A 24961-nucleotide genomic window follows, 5' to 3' on the forward strand; every position below is an offset into this window, starting at 1 on the left:
TAAAATCAATGAAAACGAAATCAATCCTTGAAAGATTTCAGCCTTTCTTGAACCATATAGAGTTGGTATTGCAAATAATTGACCACTAGATCTAACTTCATTGGCAAGTTCTTGATTTGGGGGGACTTTAGACCCTCGAAGAGTAAAAGGGTCTTTTGCTCTAGGTCCTTTAAGAATTGCTGTTCCTCTTGCAAGACCTTGGGGCTTTGTTTGGGGGGCGGAGTTTTGTTAACCGCCTTGGGTTTTTGCTCGACTTGTTCGATTTCATCTAGAGTTTGGGAGATGATGTTTTTTAATTCCATTTGAGTAACCATTGTTCGATTGTTGCAAGTTCAGCCGGGGTGGCAGCTTGGCTAAATAGGGTCTGCATGTTTTGGATTTGAAAACGCTGCAAGGGGGCGTATTGGCTCAAACTTGCCCCCACTTTGGGCTTGGCTTGAGCGGGTTTTTGGGGGGTTTTTGGCTCAAGCGCACTCAAGCGTTTGTGGCTTTGCAAGGCTTGCTTGTGGTGTGGATCGCTCTTTAAAATGCTTTTGTAAATTTGTAAGGCTTCCACAACACGCCCTTGTAATTCATACACACCCGCTAACGCAATCGCTTGTTCCACTCTAAAAACCTTAATCGTTTATTCAACTTATTATATAATAGCCCCTTTTAATAATTGCTTTTAAAATTCAGTTTGAAAGAGTGGATAAGGGCGCAAAATGGAAGTGCATGCGCTGTATGTGGTTGTGGCAGGATTGGGACTTAGTGTGGTGAGCAGTCTATTGCTTAAAAAGATCGAAATGCCCGTCATCATCGGGTATATCTTCACCGGCCTTATCATCGCCGCCCTTTTTCACATCCAAGACTTTGAATCGCTTTCAGAAATCGCCGACTTTGGGATCGTGTTCCTCATGTTTATGATCGGGCTGGAGTTCAACTTTGACAAACTAAAGACCATGAAACAGGAGGTCTTGCTTTTTGGCGGGTTGCAGGTAGTCGTTACCTCCGCCTTGTACTTGCTCTTTGGCTACTTTGTGATGGGTTCGTCTTGGGGCTTTTCTTTGGTTGTGGCGATGGGCTTTTCGCTCTCCTCTACGGCGATTGTGCTGACATTCTTTGAAGAGAGCAAGCAGTTAAACACCCCCGTGGGCAAAATTGTGGTGGGGATTTTGATCTTTCAAGACATTGCGGCGATCCCCATGCTCTTGATTTTAATGCTCATGGGTGGGGGGAGTAACCACTTTTTAGGCTTGGTGATCAAAACCATCGTTTCGGCGGTGATCATTTTAACCCTCTTGCTCTTGCCCGGAAAACTTGCCGCCACAAGGATTTTAAGCCTAGCCGCAGAGAGCCGTTTGCCTGAGATTTTCATGGGAACGATTCTACTGATTGTCTTTGGGGCAGCAAGCCTTAGCCACTTTTTTGGCTTTTCCATGTCGCTTGGGGCGTTCGTGGCGGGCATGGCGATCTCCAAGTCGCGTTATCGTATCCGCGTGCAAGAGGAGTTCGCCCAGCTTAAAAACATCTTTTTGGGGCTTTTCTTTGTTACGGTGGGCATGCAAATCCACTTGGGCTTTTTATTTGAAAACCTCTTTGCGGTGATTTTCTTACTTGTCTTTGCCATGTTCTTAAAAACAGCGTTTTTATTTGGGATTTTACGCATCTTTAGAGACAGCAAGAGCTCTTTAAAAGCCGCCTTGTCTTTAGCGCAAATTGGGGAGTTTGCCCTAGTGGTGTTTTTGAGTGCGAGCAAACACAAACTTTTAACCTTGCAAAAACACGAGGGCATTTTAGCCTTCTTGCGCGATCACGACATCATCCATGTCGGGGCGGACGACATCCAACAATTCTTGGTGTTGATGATCATCTTTTCCATGCTCATCACCCCCTTTATTTTGAAATACTTGGATGCGATTGTGGACTTTTTCACCGATAAATTTAACAAAAACAAGGCTTAATCAAGGATGGTTCGAATTGGGATTGTGGGCTTGGGCTGTGTGGGCCTAAGTGTGGTGGAGATTTTAAACAAGCACGCCGATCTGTTGGCACAAAGGTGTGGGCGTGAGTTGGTGGTGCAAAGGGGAGTAGTTCGGGATTTAGGCAAAAAACGCTCCGTGGGCTTTGCTTTAAGCACGGACATCAACGCCCTTTTAGACGATCCGCAAATCGATCTCATTGTGGAGCTGAGTGGGCAGGTGGACTTGGCTTACAAGCTCGCCACAAAAGCCCTAGAGCAAGGCAAGGGCTTTATCACTGCAAACAAAGCCATGCTTGCCAAGCACCAAAAGTTGATCCACAGCCCCATCGGCTTTGAGGCGAGTGTGGGCGGGGGCATCCCCCTCATCAAGGCACTTAAAGAAGGGCTGGCGTCTAACGCCATTATCAGCATACAAGGCGTGGTCAATGGAACTTGTAACTTCATCTTGGAGCAAATGAGCGGGGGGTCTAGTTTTGAGGATGCGCTCAAACAAGCCCAAGAGTTAGGCTACGCTGAGGCAAATGCCCACTTAGACATCAGTGGGCAAGACAGCGCACATAAACTTTTGATTCTTTCTTCCCTAGCCTTTGGAGGGCAGATTGCGCTTGAAGGCGTGGCAGTACGAGGCATTGAGGGGACTAGCAACGCCGATTTAATGCATGCCAAACGCTTAGGTTACACCCTTAAACTTCTAGTCCAAGCGCATAAAAGTGTAAGTGGGCTAGCCTTAAGCGTGGGTCCTGTCTTGCTGCCACAAGGGCATTTGCTTGCCCAAATTAAAGGTGTGATGAATGGGGCTATTGTCGTGGGCGACTTTGTGGGGGAGACCTTTTACTATGGAGCGGGAGCGGGAGGGTTAGCCACAGCCAGTGCCGTGGTGAACGACATTGTAGACTTTTGCAAACAAAGACACACCCCAAAGCCAACAACCTTGAACAAAATCGCCACAGCCCCCACTCCCCCCACCCCCCACTATGTCCGCCTAGCACAAGCCATGCCTAAAAATATCCCCGCCACTTTGCACTTTTGTGTAGGGCAAGAGCACATCTACACCACACCGCCCACAAGTCTAGCCTATTTGCAAGAGCACCTAGGCACTGGGGCGCAGATTTACCCCATTTTAGCGTGAACACAAGGGGGCAGTTAGCCGAGGATTTGGCTTGCCAGTATCTGCAAAAACATGGGTGTGCCATTATTTGCCGCAACTTTTTCAGTCCTTATGGCGAGATTGACATCATTGCTTTAAAAGATGAGGTGTTGCACTTTATTGAGGTAAAAAGCCGGGCTAAAGACGAGCCTCTTTATGCCGTTACACCTAGTAAGTTGCAAAAAATCCAACAAACCATCGGGTTTTATTTTCAAAAAAATCCTAGTGATGATTTAGCCTTTTGTATTGATGTGCTCACGCTTAAGGGGGAGTTACCAAATTGCCAGTTTGAGTGGATTCAAAACATTATATTTTAGGTTTAAAGGCAAGCTTGATAATCCATGTTATAATGCACACCTATTTAAAAATTTAGGAGAATTAATGTCAGGTTATGTTGAATTGACACATGAGAATTTTGATGTAGAAACTAAAAATGGCGCAGTGATTGTAGATTTTTGGGCACCTTGGTGCGGGCCTTGTAAAATGCTCTCCCCCATCATTGATGAGCTGGCTAGTGAATATGCCGGTAGGGCTAAGATTTGCAAAGTGAACACAGATGAACAAGAGGAGTTGTCCGCCCGCTACGGCATCCGTAGCATCCCCACTATTTTATATATGAAAGATGGTAAAGTGCTCAACCAAACCGTGGGTGCACTCTCTAAACAATCCTTAAAGGATCACATTGATAAACTCCTCTAATACGTCCCCACTAGACCTAGCGATCATCGGCGGGGGTCCTGCTGGGCTAAGTGCGGGGCTTTACGCCACAAGGGGGGGGCTTAAAGAGGTGGTGCTGTTTGAAAAGGGCGCGCCCGGAGGACAAATCACCTTTAGTAGCGAGATTGAAAACTACCCAGGGGTGCGTGAAGTGGTGAGCGGTTTGGACTTCATGCAACCTTGGCAGGAGCAGTGTTTTCGCTTTGGGCTTAGGCACGAAATGACCCTTGTAACACAGATTAAACCCCATGGGACACATTTTGCAATCCACACGGATGAAAATAAGGTTTTTTATGCCAAAAGTGTGATTCTAGCCACAGGTGGTAGACCTAAGAGAGCGGGCGTTAAAGGTGAGGACACTTTTTGGGGCAATGGGGTGAGTACTTGTGCAACTTGTGATGGTTTTTTCTACAAGAATAAAGAAGTGGCGGTTTTGGGCGGGGGCGACACGGCTTTAGAAGAAGCCCTTTACCTAGCCAAAATTTGCACCAAAGTCTACCTCATCCACCGCCGCGATACTTTCCGCGCCGCCCCCATTACCTTAGACAAAGCCAAAAATAACCCCAAAATCGAGTTTTTGACCCCGCTGTGATTGAAGAGATCAAGGGTGATGCGAATGGGGTTAGCGGTGTGGTGTTTAAAAACACCCATACGGGCATGGTGAAAGAATTGGCCGTTCCCGGAGTTTTTATTTTTGTGGGCTATGAAATCAACAATGAAATTTTAAAACAAGAGGATGGGGACATGCTTTGTGCATGCGATCCTCATGGGGCTGTTGTGGTGGACTTGGCGATGAGAACAAACATTAAAGGTCTATTTGCCGTTGGAGATATACGCACACAGGCGGCAAAACAAGTGGTCTGTGCGGCTGGGGATGGCGCTACGGCTGCGCTCTCGGCTCTTGCCTATTTAGAGGGGCATTGAATGCCACAATTACAAGTGGGGATTTTTGGGGCGAGTGGAAAAGTTGGGGGGTTATTGGCTAAAGAGATACAAAAGCACCCCCACCTAGCCCTTTCAAGTGTCTTTTTGCGCCAAAATTTGAGCCTGCAGCTCGCCCAAATCTTGCCCCAAGAAACTTTTGTAACCAATGATGTAGAGCAATTTCTTGCCCATTGTCAGCTTGTGATCGACTTTTCTTCTCCCAAGGCTTTAGACATGCTCTTGCAAGCCTTGCTTTCAAATCCCCTACCCCTTGTGTGCGGCACAACAGGGTTGCAAGAACAATGGCAAGTCTTAGCCGAACTGAGCCAAAAAGTCCCCGTTTTATACGCGTCTAATATGTCTTTAGGTGTGGCGGTGTTAAACGAGGTGGTGGGAGAGGTGGCTAGAAACTTAGAACACGCCGACATTGAGATCACAGAGATCCACCACCGCTATAAAAAAGATTCACCGAGCGGAACGGCTTTGACTCTAGGGCAAACTTGCGCCCACGCTAGAGGTGTGGATTTTAAAGAGGTGATCCAAGAACATAGAGAGGGCGCACGCAAAGGGGGGGAGATCGGATTTACGAGCTTAAGGGCGGGTGATGTCTTGGGGCGGCACACTGTGGGCTTTTATTTAGATGGGGAGTATTTGGAGCTGAGCCACACTGCCACGGACCGCAACATTTTTGCCAAAGGGGCACTGGAGGCGGCTAAGTGGTTATCCGTCCAAAAACCCGGACTTTACAATATCCAAGACATCTACCGCTCTTAAAATTTAAGCATGGATTGAAGCTGTGCCTTGGTCTACTAACGCTCATGTTAACCCAACAAGAGCACACTTGTAGTCTAATTTTTCAATAAAAGATTCATGATGTTGGTAAAAAGCATTTTAACATCATCAACGACATTGCGCTCAGCACCTCCACTGCCAACCTAGATGTGGGCATTAACCAGTTGTTAACTTAAAGCATGGGGGACTCCTCTTAAAGTGTATTTTTAATAATGCTAGCAATCGTGTTTAAGTCTTTTTCAAACAGCGCAAAGATGTCTACAAGCACCCCATCGTAGCGCAGCACACAGGCTAGCCCTTGTTGGTGCAAAGTGTGGTGTAACTCTTTAAAATTTCTTTTAGGCGTTAAGAGCAAGCCAAAGCTTTTAAGCCCACTATCTGCCACGCCCCCCCCCACTAAAGCGGTTGTTTCTATGAGCGTAGCCCGCACTCCGCCTAAAAGTTGCAAGAGTTTTAACGCCTTGTTTAAAAGAGCGTCCCTATCTTGGGCTAAAAATCTTTGTGTGGGGTTTGTTTGCCCTTGTATGTGGGCTTGCAAACTTTTAGAAAGCATGTAAAGTTGGATTTTATCCGCTCTAAATGCCCGATAAAGGGGGTGTTTGGCTAGTTTTTGGATGCACTCACTAGCCCCTAGCACCACCCCCCCTTGCACGCTCCCTAAGAGTTTATCTGCGCTAAAACTCACTAAATGGGCGTGCTTTAAGGATTTTTGCACCTGTGGCACGCTTTGCAGACTGCCCAGGTCTTCATAGAATAAAATTTTATGCGCTGTGGTGAGTTTAAGCAACTCTTTAGCCCCCACCGAGGCGACAAAGCCTTGTTGGGAGAAGTTGCTAAGATGTATGCTTACAATGAGGGTTGTGTTGGAGCTTAGGGCGTGTTGGTAGTCTTGTAGATAGGTCTTATTCGTGCTGCCGACAAACTTTAAATTTGTTACGCAATCCAAGAGTTCGTGTGCCCTAAAATGCCCCCCGATTTCCACTAACTGCCCGTAAGAGAGCAAGGTTTCTTTGTTTTGGGCTTTAGGGGCAAAGACGCTTGCCACTAAGACTAAGGCGCTGGCGTTGTTGTTTAACACCAAAGCGTCCTCTGCGCCAAAAAGCACCTTTAAGAGCTCTTGCACTAGGGCGCACCGATTCGCCCGTTTGCCCGTTTGCATATCTACTTCTAAATTAACATAGTCACTTAAAAGTTCTAGCTCTTTTAAATGGCTAGCTTCTAGTGGGGCGCGCCCTAAATTTGTGGAGAGCACCACCCCCGTGGCGTTGTAAAGGAGCTTTAAGGGGGGCGACATTAAAGAGTCGTAGCGTTCCTTGACAAGCTCTACCCACTCATTTAAACTTGCACAGGCAAAGGGAGTAACTTGGTGGGCTTTAAAAAGGGCTGTGGCTAGAGCTTTTAGAGGGGCTTTGGGGTAATCTTGCAAAGCTGGGGCATTTAAGAGGGCGTGCATGGCGGGGGGGCGGTTTTTCATAGGGAGGATTGTAACACAAAAGAGCATTTTTAGTTATACTAAAAGCTCATCAACGCATAGGGGTTGGCATGCAAAATTATGGTTTGAATTATTGGGGCAAGGAGGATTTTATCATTGAGGAGGGGCTTGTAAAAGTCAATACGGGCAACAAGCCCAGCCTACTAGATTTGGTCTTGGATATGCGCGAGCAGGGCTTTAAGGGTCCCTTGCTTTTACGCTTCCCCCATTTGATTTCTAAACAAGTGCACAAGCTCTTTTCTATGTTCTCCCATGCCATTTCCCAATACCATTACAGCGGGGCGTTTAAGGCGGTCTTTCCCCTAAAGGTCAACCACATGCCAAACTTTGTGCATGCTTTGGTGGAAATTTCTGCAAAATTTAAGGGGGCGTATGGGCTAGAGGCGGGATCTAAGGCGGAGCTGATTTTAGCCATGGCGTATATCCACGACAACGCCCCCGTTACAGTCAATGGTTTTAAAGACAAGGAGATGATCGAGCTAGGCTTCATCGCCGCGAGCATGGGGGCAGACATCACACTCACCATTGAGGGACTCAGTGAATTAAAGAGCATTATTGAAGTGGCGCTCGAAAATAACACGATTGGCGAAAATGTTAAGTTTTGTCCTAAAATTGGCATCCGTGTGCGCTTACACAGCTCGGGGGTGGGGGTGTGGGCTAAAAGCACGGGCATCCACGCCAAATTTGGGCTTGCCAGCACTGAATTACTAGAAGCCATGCACCTACTAGAAACGCATGGCTTGCTAGGGCAACTTACCATGATCCATTTTCACATCGGCAGCCAAATTAGCGACATCACCCCCCTAAAAAAGGCGCTCAAAGAGGCGGGCAACATTTACGCCGAGTTGCGTAAAATGGGGGCGTTTAACTTGAATAGCATCAACATCGGCGGGGGGCTAGCCATTGAATATTCCCAGCACAAGCACCAGTGTGAGCGCAACTACACCCTAGAGGAATTTGCCGGCGATGTGGTGTTTTTGCTTAAAGAGATTGTAAAAAATAAGAAAGAGCTAGAGCCAAATATTTTTATCGAATCGGGGCGTTTCATCAGTGCTACACACGCCGTGCTTGTCGCCCCCGTGTTGGAGTTGTTCTCCCAAGATTACGATGAAAGCACCTTGCGCCTTAAAAAGTCTAACCCCCCCCTAGTGGCAGAGATGGAGGACTTATACCACAACATCAATAGCAAAAACGCCATTGAGTATTTGCACGACAGCCTAGATCACATGGAGTCGTTGTTTACGCTCTTTGATTTGGGCTACATCGACCTACAAGATCGCAGCAATGCTGAGGTGTTGGGGCATTTGATCATTAAAAAGGCGATCGGGTTTTTGCGCCACAAAGATCACAACGACATCATCCGTATCCAAGAGCAGGTGCAAGAGCGTTATTTGTTAAATTGCTCATTTTTCCAAAGCTTGCCCGATTATTGGGGCTTAAGGCAGGGCTTTCCTGTAATGCCCTTACACAAGTTAGAGGAGGAGCCTACAAGGAGTGCGAGTTTATGGGACATCACATGCGATAGCGATGGGGAGATCAGCTTTGATAAAGACAAACCCCTTTTCTTGCACGATGTGGATGTGCGCCAAGAAGATTATTTTTTGGGTTTCTTTTTAGTGGGGGCGTATCAAGAGGTTTTAGGCATGCACCATAATTTATTCACGCACCCCACAGAGTGCAGCGTGCAGATCACAGACGAGGGCTATGAACTCACCGATATCACCCAAGCCCAAACGATTTTAGACGCTTTGGAGGATTTGGACTACGACACCAAAGAGATCGAGCGGATTTTGAAACAAAAGATCGAGGATAGCGAGCTGTTGGAGGATAGCGAGGATAAAAAGGAAATGCTCGGGCGGTTGTATGTGATGCTGAGTGAAAATGGCTACTTACGCACCCTTGCTATGCAAGAGTAGGTTTTTTGTTATAATTTGTTTTTTAGGGAGCGCACATGGATTTTGTAGATTTTAGTTTAAACACCATCGAAGTTGCGATTTTACAGCACGGCTATCAGGGCAGTGTGCAAGCCACTTTAGAGCACATCGCCACGCTTTTAGCCAAGGCCAAGGCCAAGCACCCCCATTTAGATTTAGTGGTCTTGCCCGAGTTGCACCCCTACCCTTATTTTTGTCAACACGAGGACGCTAAGTATTTTGCATGGGCACGGGAGTTTAAGGCGCAGTGCAATTTTTTAAGTGGGCTGGCTAAGGCGCACGAGGTGGTGTTGGTCGGCTCGCTCTTTGAGGAGCGCATGGTGGGGGTGTATCATAACAGCGCCGTGGTGTTTGAGAAAAATGGCAAGTTACTCGGGGTGCAAAGAAAAATGCATATCCCCGATGACCCCCGCTTTTATGAAAAATTTTATTTCACCCCAGGGGATAGATACGCCCCCATTGCTAGCAGTGTGGGGAGTTTGGGCGTGTTGGTGTGCTGGGATCAGTGGTATCCAGAGGCAGCAAGGCTTATGGCTTTACAAAAGGCGGATATTTTGATTTACCCGAGTGCGATCGGCTGGTTTTGTGATGAAGAGAGCGAGGATTTAGAGGAGAAAGATTTACAAAGGCAGGCGTGGATTGGGGTGCAAAGGGGGCACAGCATCGCCAACACGATCCCCGTGATCGCCTCTAATCGGGTGGGCTTTGAGGCTGACCCTTCGGGGGAGACGAGCGGATTAGAGTTTTTGGCTCTAGTTTTATTTTTGGGGCGTTTGGCAAAGAGTTAGCCCAAGCGGGCTTTGAGGAAGAGATTTTATATACCTGCATTGATTTGGATGAAAGCGCGAGAGTGCGCCAAATGTGGCCTTTTTTTAGGGATCGGCGCATCGACACTTATAAACCCCTCATAAGACGGGTTGTGGATAAAGGATAGGTTTTGCTGCTCACAAATCCCGCAGTTATCGCCGTGCTTGTCATGGTGGCTCTTAGTTTAGCCCGCTTGAATATTTTGCTTGCGATCATCAGCGCCACACTTGTGGGTGGGCTTATGGGGGGGCTTGGGCTTGTAGACACCACAAGAATTATGATTAATGGCATGCAAGGCAATTTAGAAACCGCTTTAAGTTATATTCTGCTCGGGGCTTTGGCTGTAACGATTTCCAGCGGTAATTTAATGAAGGTGGTTTTGTTTAAGCTTGTGGGTTGGTTGGATCAAAAACGCACGATTTTTTGCTTTTTAATCGCCTTCATTGCGTGCTTTTCGCAAAATTTGATCCCCGTGCACATCGCCTTCATCCCCATTTTAATCCCCCCGCTCTTGCATTTAATGAACCGCCTACAAGTCGATCGGCGCGCGGTGGCGTGTGCGCTCACCTTTGGCTTGCAAGCCCCTTACATGACCATCCCAGCGGGCTTTGGGCTGATTTTTCTAAATTTGATCGTGGATAATCTACACCAAAACGGCATACAAACCAACCTTAGCGAAGTGGTGGCCGTCATGTCTATTTCTGGTTTAGCCATGCTCTGCGGGCTTGTGGTAGCGATCTTGGTGCTGTATAGAAAGCCCCGTATTTATGAGGACCGCTTAGAAAGCAGCACCCATGAAGAGCTGAAACTGCAAAAAAAGGACTATCTTGCTTTAGTGGGCATTGTGCTCGCCTTTGTGGTGCAGATCCTCACGGGGTCTTTGCCCCTTGGGGCGTTTATTGGGCTTATGGTGATGCTCGTGGGGGGGGTGATTAAGTGGAGACAGATGGACATGGTGATTGATGAGGGCGTGAAAATGATGGCGTTTGTCGCCTTTGTCATGCTCGTGGCTTCGGGCTTTGGCGAAGTTTTGCAAAAGACCCATGCGATCACGGATTTAGTCCATATCGCCAGTGGGGCGATCTCAGGTAAGTTTGCGGGGGCTCTTATCATGCTAGTGATTGGACTATTCATCACGCTAGGCATAGGCACTTCCTTTGGCACTCTGCCCATCATCGCCACCTTTTACTGCCCCCTATGTGTGGCTTTGGGCTTTGACACAAAAGCAACAATCCTGCTTATAGGCATCGCAGCGGGCTTAGGCGATGCAGGCTCACCGGCTTCAGATAGCACCATAGGACCGACCACGGGGCTAAACGCCGACCAGCAGCACAACCACATCTACGACACTTGTATCCCCACTTTCTTGGTTTACAATATCCCCCTCATGGTCTTTGGCATAGTGGGAGCGTTGCTATTATAAAAGCGCAAAAATGGTGGCGTTTAAGGCGCATTTTAAAGCTGGCGATCCCCTCAGGGGTGAATAACTTTTTAGAAATTTTTGTGCTCGCCGTGTCTGTGGTTTTCATGGGACGGCTTTCGGACAACCATATTGTAGCCATGGGCGTGGGCTTGCAATACATCATGCTTTTCTACGCCCTAAACTCCATTTTTTACATAGGCACAAACGCGACTTTAAGCCGCCTCGTGGGGGCAAAGGATATCGAATTGGTCGCCATAGGCTACTCAAGCATTTTAATCGGGGCGTGTGTGCTGTGTGCGGCGGCTGGGGTGGCCGGCTTTCTTGGCATTAATACGTTTGTCAAGTGGATGGGAATTGCTGGCACAGCAAGAAGCCTAGCCAAAGAGTATTTACAGATTTTAATTTGGGCGATGCCCGCCCTCTTGGTGAAAAACACGATGGCAAGCGCACTCGCAAGCTTGTCTGACACCCTGACCCCCTTTGTGCTTAAAATTGTGATGAGTGCGCTGTGCTTGTTCTTAAATTATGCCTTGATTTTTGGGCATTTTGGCTTTGCGCGCCTTGGCATTAAGGGGGCAGCGGTGGCGAGCGTGGCGGTGGCGGTTATAGAGCTCTTGCTGCTCTTTTTAGCCATTAGTCTTAAAAAGCACAACCCCTTAAAGTTCCGCTTGGTCTTTGACAACACCCTCTTTAAGAAAGCTTGGCAAGTGGGCTGGCCCTCGGGTTTTGAAAGGCTCTTGACCCTCTTTTCTATGGCGTTGGTGTCTAAGTTCGTGGCAAGTTATGGCAATGAAGTGCTGGCGGGCATGCAAGTGGGCTTAAGGGTGGAAACCTTTAGCTACATGCCAGGTCTTGGCTTCACCATTGCGTGTATGGTGTTGGTGGGGCAGCATTTGGGGGCAAATCAAGTCAACAGAGCGCAAGAGTATATCCGCACGACTTTAAAAGTGGCGGGGGTGGGGCTGGGCTTCTTGGGCGTGGGGATGATTGTTTTTGCCAAAGAGCTAGCCACAATCTTTAGCACCAATAAGGAGGTTGTGCAGGTGGCGGCGTGGTATTTAATGGCGGTGGGGGTGTCGCAAATGCCTTTAATTTGCTTGTTTGTGCTCGATGGGGCGTTTCGGGGGGCGGGGATGGCGAAGGTATCGCTGTTCATCAACACCTGTAGCTTGTGGAGTTTGCGGATTTTGCCCATGTTTATCTTTTGGCGTTTGGGGCTTTCAGTGCGTTGGTTCTTTGTGCTGATTTGTTTGGAAACCTTTGCACGGGCGGGCTTTTTTTACATTGCCTACAAAAAGGGTATATGGAAAAAGCCCGGGCGTTTTGCTACCTAGTTAGAGCTTCTTTATGGGGGCGTTTTAAATCGCTTTGGAGCATGTCTAGCACCAAATCTTGCACGCTAAACTCCCTTTGCTAGCCTAACTCTTTTTCAATTTTAGAGGGTTGCCAGGGAGTAAATTCACCTCTATGGGCGGAAGTAGTGGTGATCTACCCTAAGTAGCACACACCCTTTTTTAAGCGGAGCAAGTTTGAGACTGTCTAAAAGCGGGCTAGATTTAAAATTATCAACACCCTTTCTCATCTAGCCCACTGCCTTAAAACTCGAGCTTGAGCCCTAGCTTTTCACACGCCATTAAAACGAAATCCCTAATTCTCATCGTCTGTCCGCTCGTCACCACATAATCCACCGACTGGCTGTGTTGTAAAATCAAGCGCATGGCTCATAGTCCCTGGCGTGCCCGTAACCCTCTTAGTATCCAAATACCTAAATACAAGCACTCTTGTAGTCCCAAAACAATACGGCTAAGTGCCATGGTGATTTTACGCGTTACAAAGGTTTCGCCCCGCATGGGGCTTTCGTGGTTGAATAAAATCCCATTGAGCGCAAACATGTTGTAGGCTTCGCAGTGCTTCTTGCTGATGTAATAGGCGTAGAGTTTAGCTACGGCGTGGGGGCTTCGTGGGTTAAGGGGGTGTTTTCATTTTGCGGGCTAGACTTTGGCAACTAAGCTAGCTTGTTGCTTGGGTCGATCAAATCGCCATAGTGCAAAAAGCAGTTTATGGGCAAGGATGTCTTCATAAATCGCGTCTATACGGGCGGCGAAAAGACAAACAACCTTTTAATGCCTGCATAGCCAAATCTAGTAGAAGTGGGCTAAATAGCTCCCGTCCTATCCTATAATGCCTGCGATGAGGGTGGTCTTTTTATCCTCTAAGGTCTTTGGTAGTCATCGTGCAAGCGTTCAATGTCGTTTTCATCTAGGATTGCTCCGCATTGCACTTCTAAGATTTTTAGGGGCTGGTCTGTGTCGTTGCCAAGGCGGTGGATTTGCCCCTGTTTGATAAACACGCTCTCATTGGTGGGCACACTTAAAGACTTTTCGCCCACCACCACGCTCGCCACCCCCTCCACCACGACCCAATGCTCGCTTCTGTGTTGGTGCTTTTGAAGGCTCAGGCGTTTATGTGGGGTGATCTCTAAGAGTTTTACCTTAAAAAAAGGACGCTCTAGCAGCACTTCAAAACTACCCCAAGGGCGGTATTCTAGGGGGTAGGTTTTAAGCAGATTGGGGTATTTCTCCCCCACGCACAGCACAAGCTCTTTTAAATGATCTAAATGCGTCTTTGTGGCGACTAGCAAAGCGTCCTTGCTATCCACCACCACGCAATTTTCAAGCCCTAGCAAACACACCAATTTATCGGGCGTGCTGTAGGTGTAGTTGTGCTTGGCGTGTAGGTTTAAAAGCGTGCCTTGGTGCGCCACATTGCCCACATCATCGGCGGGCAAACTCGCCTGCAAGCTCGCAAAATGCCCCACATCCTGCCAATGGGCATCTAAGGGCACGAGCTTTAACCCCTTGCACTTTTGCCACAACAACACATCCACGCTGCCCTCTTCTAGATCTGCCATATCCTCGCATTTTAAAATGGTGGGCAGTTTCTTGGCGCTGAGGTAAACCTTTTTGCACGCCTCCAACATTTGGGGGGCGTGTTGTTTGCACGCCTCTAAGAACACCCCTGCCTTAAAGACAAACATGCCACTATTGATATAAAAATCTCCGTCCTCTTGCTGCAATTTGGCAATCTCTTCGGGGGTTGGCTTTTCTATGAAGTCTAACACCGCACACACCCCATTTTGTGCCTTTTCACAGCGCATAAAGCCGTATTGGTTGCTCGGCTTCTTAGCAATGCCAAAGAGCACCATATGGTTATTTTTGGCGCAATCTAGGGCGGTTTGTAAGGCAGTGTTGAATGCCTCTTTATCCATTATGTGGTCTGTGGGGCTGATGACTAAAATCTCATTAGAGTCGCAAGCTAGGGCGGCAAGCATTAAGGCGTTCATCGTATTCTTACCCGCACTCTCTAGCAAAAATTGCGTGTGCTTTTCTAAATGGGCTTTTGTGATCTCTTCTAGGGCGTGGAAGTAATGCACCTCGTTACACACCACTAAAAATTTTGCGTTGGGGGATTTCAAACGCTCCAAAGCCAACCCAAATAAACTTTGCTCCCCATAGAGTTTTAAAAATTGTTTAGGGAAGTGCTCTCGACTTAAAGGCCATAATCTCTTGCCACTGCCCCCACTCAAAACCACATGCACCACAGCAAACCCCTAAAATAAACTAAAGTCGCATGCTAGCGTAAATGGACTTAAACTCCCCCATAAGACTTAAAGTACGATTCTGTCAATATATCTGTCATTAAACCCCTTTTTTAGATATTCTTTGAGTGTCCTCTCTGGTTATTCCTTACCAATCTTATCCGTAGCAATGTCTAACACTAAGGGTTCAAAAAATTTTTCACAATCATTGTTTATAGGTTTATCATTGAGCTTGAGAAAGTGTATGGCTAAATACACGGCTGTGCGCTTGTTTTCATCAAAAAATGGATGGAATTTCACACATGAAAAGACAAGATATGCGAGTTTAGACTCAAAAGTGGGGCAATGCCTATCGTTGCGGATATAGTTTAGGACACTCTCTAAATACCCCATGCTAGTTAGATTATAATCTTTAAGCCCCTCGGTGAGCCCTAATATCTCATCATGGATTTCAATCACCGTTTCAAAAAAACAAAAAAAAAACAAAAAAAACACTTATTTTTTTGCCAATCGTTGATAAACCGCTAAAATCTCAGGGTCATTCAACCTCGCCCTACACGCAGTACGCACCTCTTTAGATTCTTGTGCCATGTGCTTGGCTTGTGGCCCTATCTCTAAAACCTACCCATTTTTGGTCCTTCTGAGTCTGTCATACCCATCCTTTGCAAGTCTTCATGTGTTATTGTAGCATACTAGATTATCCACCATAAAATTACAACTTCCTCTCCAAAAGGTGAGATTATTGGTAGAATCAACAGATATGCATTAGTAAGGAACATGATGAAAAAAATGATACTTTTAGGATTGTATTTTTTAAGCACTCTGCAAGCCACGCAATATTTCTTTAGAGATTTTCACTCTGCTCATTTGGAGCGCTCTACCCATCTGCACAGAAAGCTTAGAAAAGAAATCCAAACATGTACGCAACTTAACACACTGCCACATTATACCCCCACGGGTGAGAGAAAAGCCGATCCATGCAGCGCAGAATTCAAAAGATCGGCCACTCTGTCCTACGATTTAGCCTTAGGCTTCCTTGTCAGTGAAAAGAAAGAATACGGAGAAAGAGCTAAAGAGATCTTGGAGAAGTGGGCACAAAGTCTTGAAGTGGTTGGCTCAAAAGAAGCCGAAAACTTGATCAATTTCTACATGCCCTACATGAACATGGCTTATCTTTTCATCCGCTCAAAGTTTCCTAGCCCTGCATTTGAGCGATTTTCTCGTAATATGCTAGTGTATGCGCGTTATAGCAAAGACAATAACATCGGGGCTTGGAGTATACTTTTTGGTGTGAGTAGCGCACTTGTAATCGGTGATCATGCTCTGCTTCTAAGGATGGCGCATAAGTGGCAAAAGTGGATTTTAAATGCCATTGATGAAAATGGTGTGATGGCAAAAGAAATCGTGCGCAGCAACACCGCTAATTACAATGGAGGCCCCACTAAGGGCATTAAGGGAATTGCCTATACGCACTTTGCCCTTACACCTATCAGTGTAGCCGGACAATTACTTGCAGAAAATGGCTTTGATCTATGGCATAGCCGTGCAGCCCAAAAACTTTTTAAAGCCTACAACAAAACTGCAGAGTGGGTGCTTGACCCTACAACCTTTCCTTACTACCAACCAAACTTAATTGGCGTAACCCATGACGCTTATTTTCTTCTGTTAAACCAATACTTTAAGAGTGCAGCTGGGCAGCAAGCCATTAAACAAGACGGCTTTAAGGGCGATCGTTTTAGGTTGCAGTTCAATGATGATTTAAAAATTAGGTAGATATTTCGCCAAGTTTATGGCGTGCCCCCATTTCTTTATGGGTAACTACGAAGCCTTTATTCTAAAATAAAAATGCCAAATGGCACTAGCTCTTGACAAATTAAAAAATTTATGCTAGCAATATGTGGTATGAGTAAGTTACTTTATGCCCTCGTGTTGGTGGGGCTTGGTGAATGCTTGGCGGATTCCAAGAGTGGTTTCTTCATAGAGGCGGGGTTTATGACAGGCATGCTAAAAAGTAGCGAGGTGTTGGCTAAGAAACAAAGGGCGACGTCTTTTGTTAGCACCGCCCAACTTAAAGCACACGCTTTAACCATGTTCAACTCTGCAGATAAGGTGATTAAAAATCCCAAGAGGGATTTTAGCACCCTATCCCCCATTAAAATCTCTCTTAAAGACAAAACTCTCACTCTGCAAAACTTTCTACCCTACACTCTCCACAATGTAGATCTCTACGCTAACATCAATGGCAAAGAAGTTAAGGTTGGGACGCTAGAATCCTTGCCCGGGCACATAGAAACAACCCTCTCTGTTAATCTCTTGCCAGAAATTGCCAAAGTGGAGAACAATTTAGGTTCTGAATTTTTGATTAGGAGTTCTGCACAATCCGATGTCATCACGCATAGGGTATTGGAGGCGATTGAGCAGATTAAAGTTAATCTAATGGGAACTTTTGTGGATTGGTCCAATGGGGATAAAACGAATAATTGGCAGCCCCCCACTCCCAAACAAGCGAGCGAATATGTGGATTTGCTTTTAAACCTCACTTCCGTTCTCAGCTCAAAAGAATTTGAAGAGGCAATTTTAAATGCCCCTTTTGACTTCTCAGATAGGACACCTCCCGGGCAAAATGGTAGGCTTGATCCTAGCAAACTAGGTGCTGTGGCTTCTAAGATCGATCCGCAAGTAGTGGTGGATGTTTTCCGCCAAGCAGCACATCTCGATCTTGGTGTGATCAATGAGAAAAAATATAATCTCTATGGTTTGGGAGGGGTGGGGTCATTTGGTTTGCAACCTTGGATGATAGACCCTTCAAGGGCTAGGATGTGGAAAACTTACGACACTTTGACAAAAGAGCGTGAGCACGAGCCTTTAGAGGCCATTATACACGAGTTTGCACACACCAAGAATTACACCCACAACGGCAACATGACCTATGCCAATGCCCCCAATAGCCAATACACCATCGACAACCAAAAGGTGGATGCCGGTTTTGTTAGATTGACTGAAAAGGTTTGGGCGCAATTAGGGCATGCCAATAAGTTGCCGATTAATTACACCGAGATCCCCATTTCGCACACAATCAACTCTGTTCCCTACGCAAGCTTTATGCAAGGTTTCTCTAACACCTTGAATAACCAAAGCACGGATGCCATTGTGGGCTTTAATGTCAAAAGTGGTTATCAGCAATTTTTTAACCCCTACTTTGGTTTAGCCTACTACGCACTCTTTAAATATGGCTGGACAAAAACAAAAGGCTATGCCAAGACCGTCACGCAAATGGGTGCTGGGGTTGGGGCGGATATGTTGGTGAACTTTTTTGCAAGGGATAAAACGAGCATGGGGTTTTTTGTAGGGGCTAGGGGGCTTTGGAATCGCTATAACTTACTGCGGACTTTTAGGGACACGGGCAATGTGAATGCGGTTTCGGGCTTTAATTACTACTACGGACGCTCTAAGTATAGTTTCGGTGTCTCTGTGCCCTTGATACAAAGAAGTTTAAGGGTTCGGGTGAACACCCAAGATTATGCGGGCGAGGTGCTGATCCAAGAGGGCAGCACCCATTTTAATGTTTTCTTTAACTATGGGTTTTCTTTGTAGGTCTGTAGCCTTTAGCTCCCATAGATTAGGCTTACTATCCGCTCACCTAATGCGCCTATGTCTTGTTTGCCGACCGCTCCATTTGCCAAAAAGTCTTTCAAGCATAAAATAGACCTCAATGTTTGAGGGCGTGTTGTTGATGAAGTAGGTAAAGTCTTGATAGCCCATGCGAAAAGGTGTGCCCTTATACAAGGGGATCCTCACACCTAGTTTATAAACCCAAGCATTGTGCTGGTATCTTGTGCCAAAGTCGATAAGCGAATCGTATAAAACCCCGTGGGTGGGGGCTATCGGTGCTTGTGTGCCCATAAAATTGAATTTTTCTGTAAAGCCCACATAAAAGCCGGCAAAATTTGCATTAGACGCATCGTTGTTGACATAGAAATCTGCCAAAATGTCTGCGGTTAATTGCAAATAGCCCACATCTAGCTTTTTGAGTGCCGCAAAACCGGGGGCTGGTACTAGAAAGGAATAGCCACCGAGCGCAAACACATCAAAGCCAAAGTATTTGCTAAAAAACCGCTGGTAGCCAGCACCTCCACCAAGGTTATAAGCCTTGTTTTCAAAGATAGTGCTGTTTACGGCACGGGAGACGGAGTTTATAAAGCTTGTGCTCGTAATGTTTACAGAAGAGGGCATTTTTTTAAAATTTGGAGCTTGGATATGTGGGGCGGAGACCGGGGTGAGTTGTTGGGTGATGGGGAAGTACTTCTGTGGACTGCCTAAGATTGTTGAAAAATTGTTTGAGCTATCAAGAATTGTACCGAGATTAAAGCGATAAGCTGCCTCCAGACTATTAATATATTTGTCTAGTATCTTTTGTTCCTCTGGACCAGATGATGAAAGTATCGTTTGTTCATATTCAGCATATTTAGCCAGTTCCCTAAACCACCCTAGAACTTGTAAAAAATTTTGCATGGACATTTGCTGAAGACTAGTTATGGGAAAAGATTGTCCGAAGCAAAGTTCGGGGTAGCTGCTAGGTTTTTGCAACCCTCTGCGTCTTGCCTACCTTGTTTTACATTATCCTCGTAATCTTTTGAGCTGAGGACCTTTTGTAGACCTGCGCTACTTGTTGTAATGTTTTCAAAACCTTTCAATAGCCCATCGATTCTACCTAATGTGTTTTGAAGTGTTCCACCATTTCCACCATTTCCACCATTTTCGGCTATTTCGGCTTTTTCGATTGATTTTTCCATGTTGGTTAACTCGGTTTTAAGAGTGTTGTAAATGGCTTGGTAGGCGTCTTGTTGATTTATTTGGTTCTGCCAAGTGTTGTATTCAGAGTTGTAGTTGTTGGCACCTTGCATGATGTGCGCCTCTTGTGTGGTGATTTCATTTAGCGCACCTTGCATGTTCTTAACAATGGAGGCGATTTGTTGTATTTGGGAGTTGGGTGTGCTCTTTGTGTCTTGCAAATTAGAAAAAGAAGTTGAGGGGGTGTTGTCCGCTTTGCTGAGATTTTGTAATTTTTCAGCCTCTAAATTTAGGACTTAGAGCGTTGCTTGCAACTCTGCCAAAGCCCCGGGGACTATAGAAAATTGGCTGAGTTCTTGTTGAACTTCTGCCGCTAATGCCTTAAATTGAGCGAGTGGTAACTGCATGTTTATGCTTTGGATAGGGATCGCACTTGTGTTCTGCTGAGCCGCCTCAATGACTTGCCAAATGCCGTTAAGTGCTACATTCATTTGGTTGATGTTAGAAACGATTTCATCTTGTAGCTTTGCGGCTTGGAGAGTTCTTGAGGAATAAATGGGCGTGGTTGTGTGCTTTTGTGTGCTTGTAGCCACATTTGAAATGCCCACACTAGCGGCGACAAAAAAGCCATTGCGTAAGTCATGCCTTAAGCTCGCCCCCCTGTTGGCAAGCTGTAAAAGCCATGCCAAGAGCCCCAAACACTGCAAGCATTTTTAAAGTCTTGGCTCTCTTTTTGTTACACAAGGACACCAATTTAAGAGAAATAAAAGCAACTGTTATTAACCATCTCGTATCTGGGCAATCCGCATAAGCCCTAGCACCTATCAAAACATTTTAATCCAAATATGTGGTAAATGTCCACACCCCACACAGACCATTAACTGCACGAAACCATGGATTCTAGTATTGTAGTACAATTAATTTTAAAATTTAAAGCGGTTTAAGGCGATGTTTTCCCCTTAAGGGTGGGAGTTTAACAAATTGCAAGAGCTATACAAGCTTGAGCTAGACCGTTTTTCTTTTAAAAACCCCTCAAGCCCCCTATCTCATCCGCCCTAGTCAAATCGGCTCAATAGCCATGCCTTAATGCTAGCCATGTTAAAATAAACGAAAAATTCAAGGGATAATGATGGACATTCATAACAGCGATGCAGATGTAGAGCAGTTTTTTGCCTTCTGTAAAGAAAAAGAAGTGGAATTTGTGGATTTTAGATTCACAGATGTGAAAGGCACTTGGAATCACATGGGCTATTTTATTGGGGGTGTGGATAAGGACTTGTTGCAACAGGGTATCCCTTTTGACGCAAGCTCCATTAAGGCGTGGCAGAGCATTGATAGGTCAGATATGATTTTAAAGCCCGACTTGATCCGCTACTTCATCGACCCCTTTAGTGCGGATATCACGGTTATAGTCTTTTGCGATGTGTGGGATGTCTACAAAGAGCAAGACTACGAAAAATGCCCTAGAAGCATTGCCAAGCGGGCACTAAGGCATTTACAAAATCTTGGCATTGCCGACATGGCTTACTTTGGGGCAGAAAATGAGTTTTTTATTTTTGACTCCATTAAGATCAAAAACAGCGCAAATTGCCAGTATTATGAAATTGACAGCGAAGAGGGCGAATGGAATAGGGATCGCAGTTTTGAGGGGGGGGTGAATTTCGGGCACCGCACGGGGCATAAGGGCGGGTATTTACCCACCCCCCCCACGGACACGATGATGGACATCCGCGCCGAAATTGTCAAGGTGTTAAACCAAGTGGGGCTAGAAACCTATGTCGTGCACCACGAAGTGGCGCAGGCGCAGGGCGAGATCGGCGTGCGCTTTGGGGAGTTAGTGGAGGCGGCGGACAATGTGCAAAAACTTAAATATGTGGTGAAAATGGTCGCCCATTTAAATGGCAAAACGGCGACTTTTATGCCAAAACCCTTGCACGGGGACAATGGCAGCGGCATGCACACGCATGTGAGTTTGTGGAAAAATGGCGAGAATCTCTTTAGCGGTGATGTTTACAAAAACCTAAGCCAAATGGCGCTACACTTTTTAGGCGGGGTCTTGCGCCACGCCAGAAGTTTGGCGGCTTTTACCAACGCCTCTAGCAATTCTTATAAACGCTTGATCCCCGGCTTTGAGGCCCCCTCGATTTTAACTTATTCGGCGCAAAATCGCAGTGCCAGCGTGCGTATCCCCTATGGGGTGAAGGGCAAGGCAGCGCGCTTTGAGTTTAGATTCCCCGACAACTCTTCTAACCCTTACTTGGCCTTTGCCGCTATTTTAATGGCAGGTTTAGACGGGCTAGCGCAAAAAATGGATCCGGGCGCACCCATGGACATCAACCTCTTCCAGCTCACCCTAGATGAGATCAGAGACAAAGGGATTAAACAACTCCCCCACACCCTAAGAAGTGCGCTAGAGGAAATGTTGGTGCATAAAGAGTATTTGAAAAAAGGGGAAGTGTTTACCGAAGATTTTATCCAAGCCTACCAGAGCTTTAAATTCCGCTCAGAGGTCTTCCCTTGGGAGAGCCGCCCCCACCCCTTTGAGTTTAAGACCACTTATTCTTGCTAATGCCTAAACGCCGGGGTAAATCCCTTTATGAAAGCTATAAAAAATTAAAAGTTTTCATGCGTTTGGTAAAAGCTCTTGGGCGTTTTTTAAAAAAACATTGAGGAGAACATGCAAAAATCTAGACTTTTATCATTAGTATTAGTGGGTCTGTTGGGGCTTGGTTGTGCGCCTAAAGCCCCCGACAAACACGAACAAGGCCCCATCCCCTTTTCTTACTACGAAGAAAACGAAAAACCCGAACCCAAAAACCACTTATTGGTCTTGCTCCCACCCTTAAACATCACCTTTAGTAAGACGGTGCCGCTGAATATGCAACAAGGTTTCAAGGATTCCATGCGCGATCAAATCAAAGAAATCCTAGAAAAACGCGGTTTTAGTGTGCAAGAGGCAAAACTCCCCCTAACCCCTACCCAGCAAGAGCAAGGCTATGTGCTTGTAGAAGTGAATGGGTCTGTGAAAGTGTTAGAGGATATTAGCCTACGAGAGGATAGGTTAAGAAATGGTGGGTTGGAGGGCAAAAACTCTAGTTTGTCTATGGGCTATTTGACTTTAAAAGTTCTAGAGCCTAAGAGCAAAAAACCCTTAAACATGGCAAGTTTAGAGTTGCCCGGCTATCAAGTCCGCACCCGTGTGACCGTGCGCCAAGAGCGTAGCGTTTCAGGTGGGTTTATGCCCACAAGTGTGGTAACCCCCATACGCGGGGAAGGCTTTGACAGCAATGTTTACCAAATCTTAACGCAAATCTACGCACAAGGGGTGCATAAAATCAGCCAAGCCCTAGATGCTGATCAACTCATGGATTACCACCACTTAGTGGAGAAGTTTAAGTCTAAGATGGGTCGTTAGGCAGATCTTCGCGCAAATGAAAGATTTGCGCCCCAAAGTCCGTGTCCACTTCCACCCTTAAGCGCCCCTCGCAAAAGACTTCATAGTCCATTTTTTCACCCAAGTTCAAAATGTAACTAGGCAGAATAGGCAAGAGGGCACAACGCCCCCGATTGAGGGTGATTTTATTGATATGCACCCTTTTGCTAAGGGCCCTGATCTCTAAAATGTGCTTGGTTTGCCACACACCATAATCTTTGCTCCAAGAGGTGTAGGGCTGTTTTTGGCTAAAAAACACCGCACTTAAGGGGACTTTAGGCAGTTGCACTTGCTCTTCTCTTAAAAGTTGTTCGCCGGTGGGCAAGGCAAGCAAAGAGTTTAAGAGTAAACTAAGCGCAAGAACTGCTTTCAATCACCTTCTCCATTAATTTCGCCCATGTTATGGTCTAAAATGGAGCGGATTTTTTCTATATTGTGCTGGCTCGTGTAAAAATAAATCTCTACACGATTATTGCGTATGCGGTTTTCAACGCTGTTATTGGGGAAGATGGGGTTGTTCTTGCCATAGGAGGCAAAAGAGAGTTTTTGCGGACTAATGCCATCATTTAGCAAAGCATGCATGACCTTATATGCCCGACTCGCCGCTAAGGTGTAGTGGTTTTTAAAGTGGCTGGCAGCGGGCAGAGGGGTATTATCCGTGTAGCCGCGCACATTGACTTGGACTTGATCGGGCAAGAGTTGGATGATCTTAGCGATGCGGCGGATGTATTCGCGCATGGAGGCGTTGATGACATCTCCATAGGGGGGGTCTTCAAAACGCAAGTTGGAAGGTAGCTTTAACACAGCTCCATGATCGGTTTGCTCTAAAATCGAGCCCTCTCCCACTTTGGTGATAGTAACTTGCGATCGACTAGCATGCTCCTTAGACTCCTTTTCTTCTTCAACTTCATTACTCTGGGTTTCGCCCGGGGCGGGGGGGATGGGGATCACAGGTTGCACAGAGTCTGGCACGGGAGCGTAGTCAAAAATCTTAATAAACTCTTTTTTAAGGGCTTTGACTTTGGCTTTATTGATCACAGAGATCGCATAAAGGGCAATAAAAAGGGCGAGTAGCAAGGACAAAAAGTCGGCATAAGGCACAGCCCAACGCTCCCCAGCAGGACACTCGACCTTTTTAGCTTTCTTTGCCATTATTCAAACTGCGACTTTCTAGGCTCACCGGGGGCGATGTAGTTGAGCAACTTCATTTCTAAGTCCCGTGGGTTATCCCCATTGGCAATCCCAATGATGCCCTCTAAAATCACCACCTTTTCTTTTAAAATGTCTTTAGACTTATTTTTAAGCTTGTTGCCAAAGGGACCAAAAAGGGCGTAAGAACACATGATCCCCGTAACCGTGGCGGTGAAAGCCCCCGCAATGCCCAGTGCCATTTCTGCAGGGTTGTCTAGCTTTTTCAAAGCGAGCATCAAGCCCAACACCGCTCCTACGAGCCCAAAGGTGGGCGCGCTCTCCCGGCGGTGATCCAATAGTGCGCCGCCCCGTGGTAATACTCTTCTAACTCTTCGATCGCCACATTTAGGCTCTCTTGCACAGAGTGAATGTCTTTGCCGTCCACAATCATTGAAAAGCCATTGCGGGAGAAGTCGTCCTCGATCTGCGCCACCTTGGACTCTAGCGAAAGCACGCCGTCTTTTCTTGCCATTGTGGAGAGTTCCACGATGTTTTTAATCGTGTCTTGTAAATGCACCTTAGGGTTTAAAAACACAATCTTGATCTCTTTAAAGGCCGCCTTGACATGGTGGGCATGGGTGCTTACCATTGCCGCGCACAGGGTCGTGGGTATGATGATGATGAGTGAGCTTAGATGCACTACATGGATGGGGTTGCCCCCCTCCAAAATATCTCCCACTGAAATAGACGCAATCGCCAAAAACACACCTAGGATTGATGACAAATCCATGAGAAACTACCCTTTCTTT

The 24961-nt window shown here is 46.3% G+C and carries 24 protein-coding genes and 3 pseudogenes; 14 read left to right on the top strand and 13 right to left on the bottom strand.

Annotation, left to right across the window (positions count from 1 at the left end; all coding sequences use genetic code 11):
- Window positions 1-20: 20 nt before the first annotated feature.
- Together K6J74_RS04655 and K6J74_RS04660 are read right to left on the bottom strand one after the other, a co-directional pair.
- Entirely contained in the window at window positions 21-302 is a 282-nt protein-coding gene (locus K6J74_RS04655) for a CiaD-like domain-containing protein (RefSeq protein WP_221271147.1), read from the bottom strand.
- Window positions 293-607 carry a hypothetical protein gene (locus K6J74_RS04660; protein ID WP_221271148.1) on the bottom strand — a complete coding sequence of 105 codons (315 nt, stop codon included), beginning with the start codon at window positions 605-607 and terminating at the stop codon, window positions 293-295. The genes K6J74_RS04655 and K6J74_RS04660 overlap by 10 nt, the downstream gene beginning before the upstream one ends.
- Before the next feature lie 97 nt (window positions 608-704).
- Here K6J74_RS04660 and K6J74_RS04665 point away from each other — a divergent pair, with 97 nt between their 5' ends.
- The 6 genes and pseudogenes from K6J74_RS04665 to dapB all read left to right on the top strand — a co-directional run bounded on the left by K6J74_RS04665 (window position 705) and on the right by dapB (window position 5525).
- Window positions 705-1943, top strand: a complete 1239-nt coding sequence (locus K6J74_RS04665; protein ID WP_221271149.1) for a cation:proton antiporter domain-containing protein — start codon at window positions 705-707, stop codon at window positions 1941-1943.
- Between the two features lie 6 nt (window positions 1944-1949).
- The gene (locus K6J74_RS04670) at window positions 1950-3092 is read left to right on the top strand and encodes a homoserine dehydrogenase (protein ID WP_221271150.1); all 1143 of its coding nucleotides are present in this window, start codon (window positions 1950-1952) and stop codon (window positions 3090-3092) included.
- On the top strand, window positions 3089-3427 hold the full coding sequence (locus K6J74_RS04675) for a YraN family protein (RefSeq protein WP_221271151.1): 339 nt from the start codon (window positions 3089-3091) through the stop codon (window positions 3425-3427). Before K6J74_RS04670 ends, K6J74_RS04675 begins: the two co-directional genes overlap by 4 nt.
- Before the next feature lie 64 nt (window positions 3428-3491).
- Complete coding sequence (gene trxA / locus K6J74_RS04680) at window positions 3492-3809, top strand: thioredoxin (RefSeq protein ID WP_221271152.1); 318 nt, start codon at window positions 3492-3494, stop codon at window positions 3807-3809.
- Window positions 3793-4751, top strand: a pseudogene (gene trxB / locus K6J74_RS04685) (thioredoxin-disulfide reductase). The gene trxA and the pseudogene trxB overlap by 17 nt, the downstream one beginning before the upstream one ends.
- On the top strand, window positions 4752-5525 hold the full coding sequence (dapB, locus tag K6J74_RS04690; RefSeq protein ID WP_221271153.1) for a 4-hydroxy-tetrahydrodipicolinate reductase: 774 nt from the start codon (window positions 4752-4754) through the stop codon (window positions 5523-5525).
- Between the two features lie 211 nt (window positions 5526-5736).
- On the opposite strand, the gene selA is transcribed toward dapB, so the two are convergent.
- The gene (selA, locus tag K6J74_RS04695) at window positions 5737-7017 is read right to left on the bottom strand and encodes an L-seryl-tRNA(Sec) selenium transferase (protein ID WP_221271154.1); all 1281 of its coding nucleotides are present in this window, start codon (window positions 7015-7017) and stop codon (window positions 5737-5739) included.
- Window positions 7018-7085: 68 nt separating this feature from the next.
- Here selA and speA point away from each other — a divergent pair, with 68 nt between their 5' ends.
- From speA to K6J74_RS04715, 4 genes and pseudogenes are all read left to right on the top strand, one after another.
- The gene (speA, locus tag K6J74_RS04700) at window positions 7086-8951 is read left to right on the top strand and encodes an arginine decarboxylase (RefSeq protein WP_221271155.1); all 1866 of its coding nucleotides are present in this window, start codon (window positions 7086-7088) and stop codon (window positions 8949-8951) included.
- Between the two features lie 35 nt (window positions 8952-8986).
- Window positions 8987-9903: pseudogene (locus K6J74_RS04705) on the top strand (carbon-nitrogen hydrolase).
- Between the two features lie 3 nt (window positions 9904-9906).
- A complete protein-coding gene (locus K6J74_RS04710) occupies window positions 9907-11199 on the top strand; it encodes a Na+/H+ antiporter family protein (RefSeq protein WP_221271156.1) in 1293 nt (430 codons plus the stop codon).
- A gap of 56 nt (window positions 11200-11255) precedes the next feature.
- A complete protein-coding gene (locus K6J74_RS04715) occupies window positions 11256-12533 on the top strand; it encodes an MATE family efflux transporter (RefSeq protein WP_221271157.1) in 1278 nt (425 codons plus the stop codon).
- A 261-nt stretch (window positions 12534-12794) separates the two neighbouring features.
- On the opposite strand, the gene K6J74_RS08580 is transcribed toward K6J74_RS04715, so the two are convergent.
- From K6J74_RS08580 to K6J74_RS04730, 4 genes are all read right to left on the bottom strand, one after another.
- Window positions 12795-12917, bottom strand: coding sequence for a hypothetical protein (locus K6J74_RS08580; protein WP_260321523.1), 123 nt, complete (start codon window positions 12915-12917; stop codon window positions 12795-12797).
- A gap of 3 nt (window positions 12918-12920) precedes the next feature.
- Window positions 12921-13121 (bottom strand): GDP-mannose 4,6-dehydratase, encoded by a 201-nt coding sequence (locus tag K6J74_RS08585; RefSeq protein WP_260321717.1) that lies wholly within the window; start codon window positions 13119-13121, stop codon window positions 12921-12923.
- A gap of 290 nt (window positions 13122-13411) precedes the next feature.
- Window positions 13412-14800, bottom strand: coding sequence for a mannose-1-phosphate guanylyltransferase/mannose-6-phosphate isomerase (locus tag K6J74_RS04725; RefSeq protein WP_221271158.1), 1389 nt, complete (start codon window positions 14798-14800; stop codon window positions 13412-13414).
- Window positions 14801-14938: 138 nt separating this feature from the next.
- Window positions 14939-15283 carry a type II toxin-antitoxin system death-on-curing family toxin gene (locus tag K6J74_RS04730; RefSeq protein ID WP_221271159.1) on the bottom strand — a complete coding sequence of 115 codons (345 nt, stop codon included), beginning with the start codon at window positions 15281-15283 and terminating at the stop codon, window positions 14939-14941.
- 294 nt (window positions 15284-15577) lie between these two features.
- Here K6J74_RS04730 and K6J74_RS04735 point away from each other — a divergent pair, with 294 nt between their 5' ends.
- A complete protein-coding gene (locus tag K6J74_RS04735) occupies window positions 15578-16570 on the top strand; it encodes an alginate lyase family protein (RefSeq protein WP_221271160.1) in 993 nt (330 codons plus the stop codon).
- Between the two features lie 129 nt (window positions 16571-16699).
- Entirely contained in the window at window positions 16700-18391 is a 1692-nt protein-coding gene (locus K6J74_RS04740; RefSeq protein ID WP_221271161.1) for an outer membrane beta-barrel protein, read from the top strand.
- A 42-nt stretch (window positions 18392-18433) separates the two neighbouring features.
- Here K6J74_RS04740 and K6J74_RS04745 read toward each other — a convergent pair whose 3' ends face one another.
- The 3 genes from K6J74_RS04745 to K6J74_RS04755 all read right to left on the bottom strand — a co-directional run bounded on the left by K6J74_RS04745 (window position 18434) and on the right by K6J74_RS04755 (window position 20277).
- The gene (locus K6J74_RS04745) at window positions 18434-19309 is read right to left on the bottom strand and encodes a hypothetical protein (protein ID WP_221271162.1); all 876 of its coding nucleotides are present in this window, start codon (window positions 19307-19309) and stop codon (window positions 18434-18436) included.
- 20 nt (window positions 19310-19329) lie between these two features.
- Window positions 19330-19746 carry a hypothetical protein gene (locus tag K6J74_RS04750; protein ID WP_221271163.1) on the bottom strand — a complete coding sequence of 139 codons (417 nt, stop codon included), beginning with the start codon at window positions 19744-19746 and terminating at the stop codon, window positions 19330-19332.
- Between the two features lie 138 nt (window positions 19747-19884).
- The gene (locus tag K6J74_RS04755) at window positions 19885-20277 is read right to left on the bottom strand and encodes a hypothetical protein (protein ID WP_221271164.1); all 393 of its coding nucleotides are present in this window, start codon (window positions 20275-20277) and stop codon (window positions 19885-19887) included.
- Window positions 20278-20717: 440 nt separating this feature from the next.
- Between K6J74_RS04755 and glnA the strand changes: the two genes are divergently transcribed.
- Both glnA and K6J74_RS04765 read left to right on the top strand, forming a co-directional pair.
- The gene (glnA, locus tag K6J74_RS04760) at window positions 20718-22157 is read left to right on the top strand and encodes a type I glutamate--ammonia ligase (RefSeq protein WP_430886774.1); all 1440 of its coding nucleotides are present in this window, start codon (window positions 20718-20720) and stop codon (window positions 22155-22157) included.
- Between the two features lie 108 nt (window positions 22158-22265).
- A complete protein-coding gene (locus tag K6J74_RS04765) occupies window positions 22266-23003 on the top strand; it encodes an HpaA family protein (RefSeq protein WP_221271165.1) in 738 nt (245 codons plus the stop codon).
- Here the strand turns inward: K6J74_RS04765 and K6J74_RS04770 are convergent.
- The 3 genes and pseudogenes from K6J74_RS04770 to motA all read right to left on the bottom strand — a co-directional run bounded on the left by K6J74_RS04770 (window position 22987) and on the right by motA (window position 24942).
- Complete coding sequence (locus K6J74_RS04770) at window positions 22987-23394, bottom strand: hypothetical protein (protein ID WP_260321524.1); 408 nt, start codon at window positions 23392-23394, stop codon at window positions 22987-22989. The genes K6J74_RS04765 and K6J74_RS04770 overlap by 17 nt on opposite strands.
- Window positions 23391-24173 carry a flagellar motor protein MotB gene (gene motB, locus K6J74_RS04775; RefSeq protein ID WP_221271166.1) on the bottom strand — a complete coding sequence of 261 codons (783 nt, stop codon included), beginning with the start codon at window positions 24171-24173 and terminating at the stop codon, window positions 23391-23393. Before motB ends, K6J74_RS04770 begins: the two co-directional genes overlap by 4 nt.
- A pseudogene (motA, locus tag K6J74_RS04780) lies at window positions 24173-24942 on the bottom strand (flagellar motor stator protein MotA). The gene motB and the pseudogene motA overlap by 1 nt, the downstream one beginning before the upstream one ends.
- Window positions 24943-24961 lie beyond the last annotated feature (19 nt).

This window comes from Helicobacter sp. NHP19-012 (assembly GCF_019703325.1).
Taxonomy (GTDB): Bacteria; Campylobacterota; Campylobacteria; order Campylobacterales; family Helicobacteraceae; genus Helicobacter; species Helicobacter gastrofelis.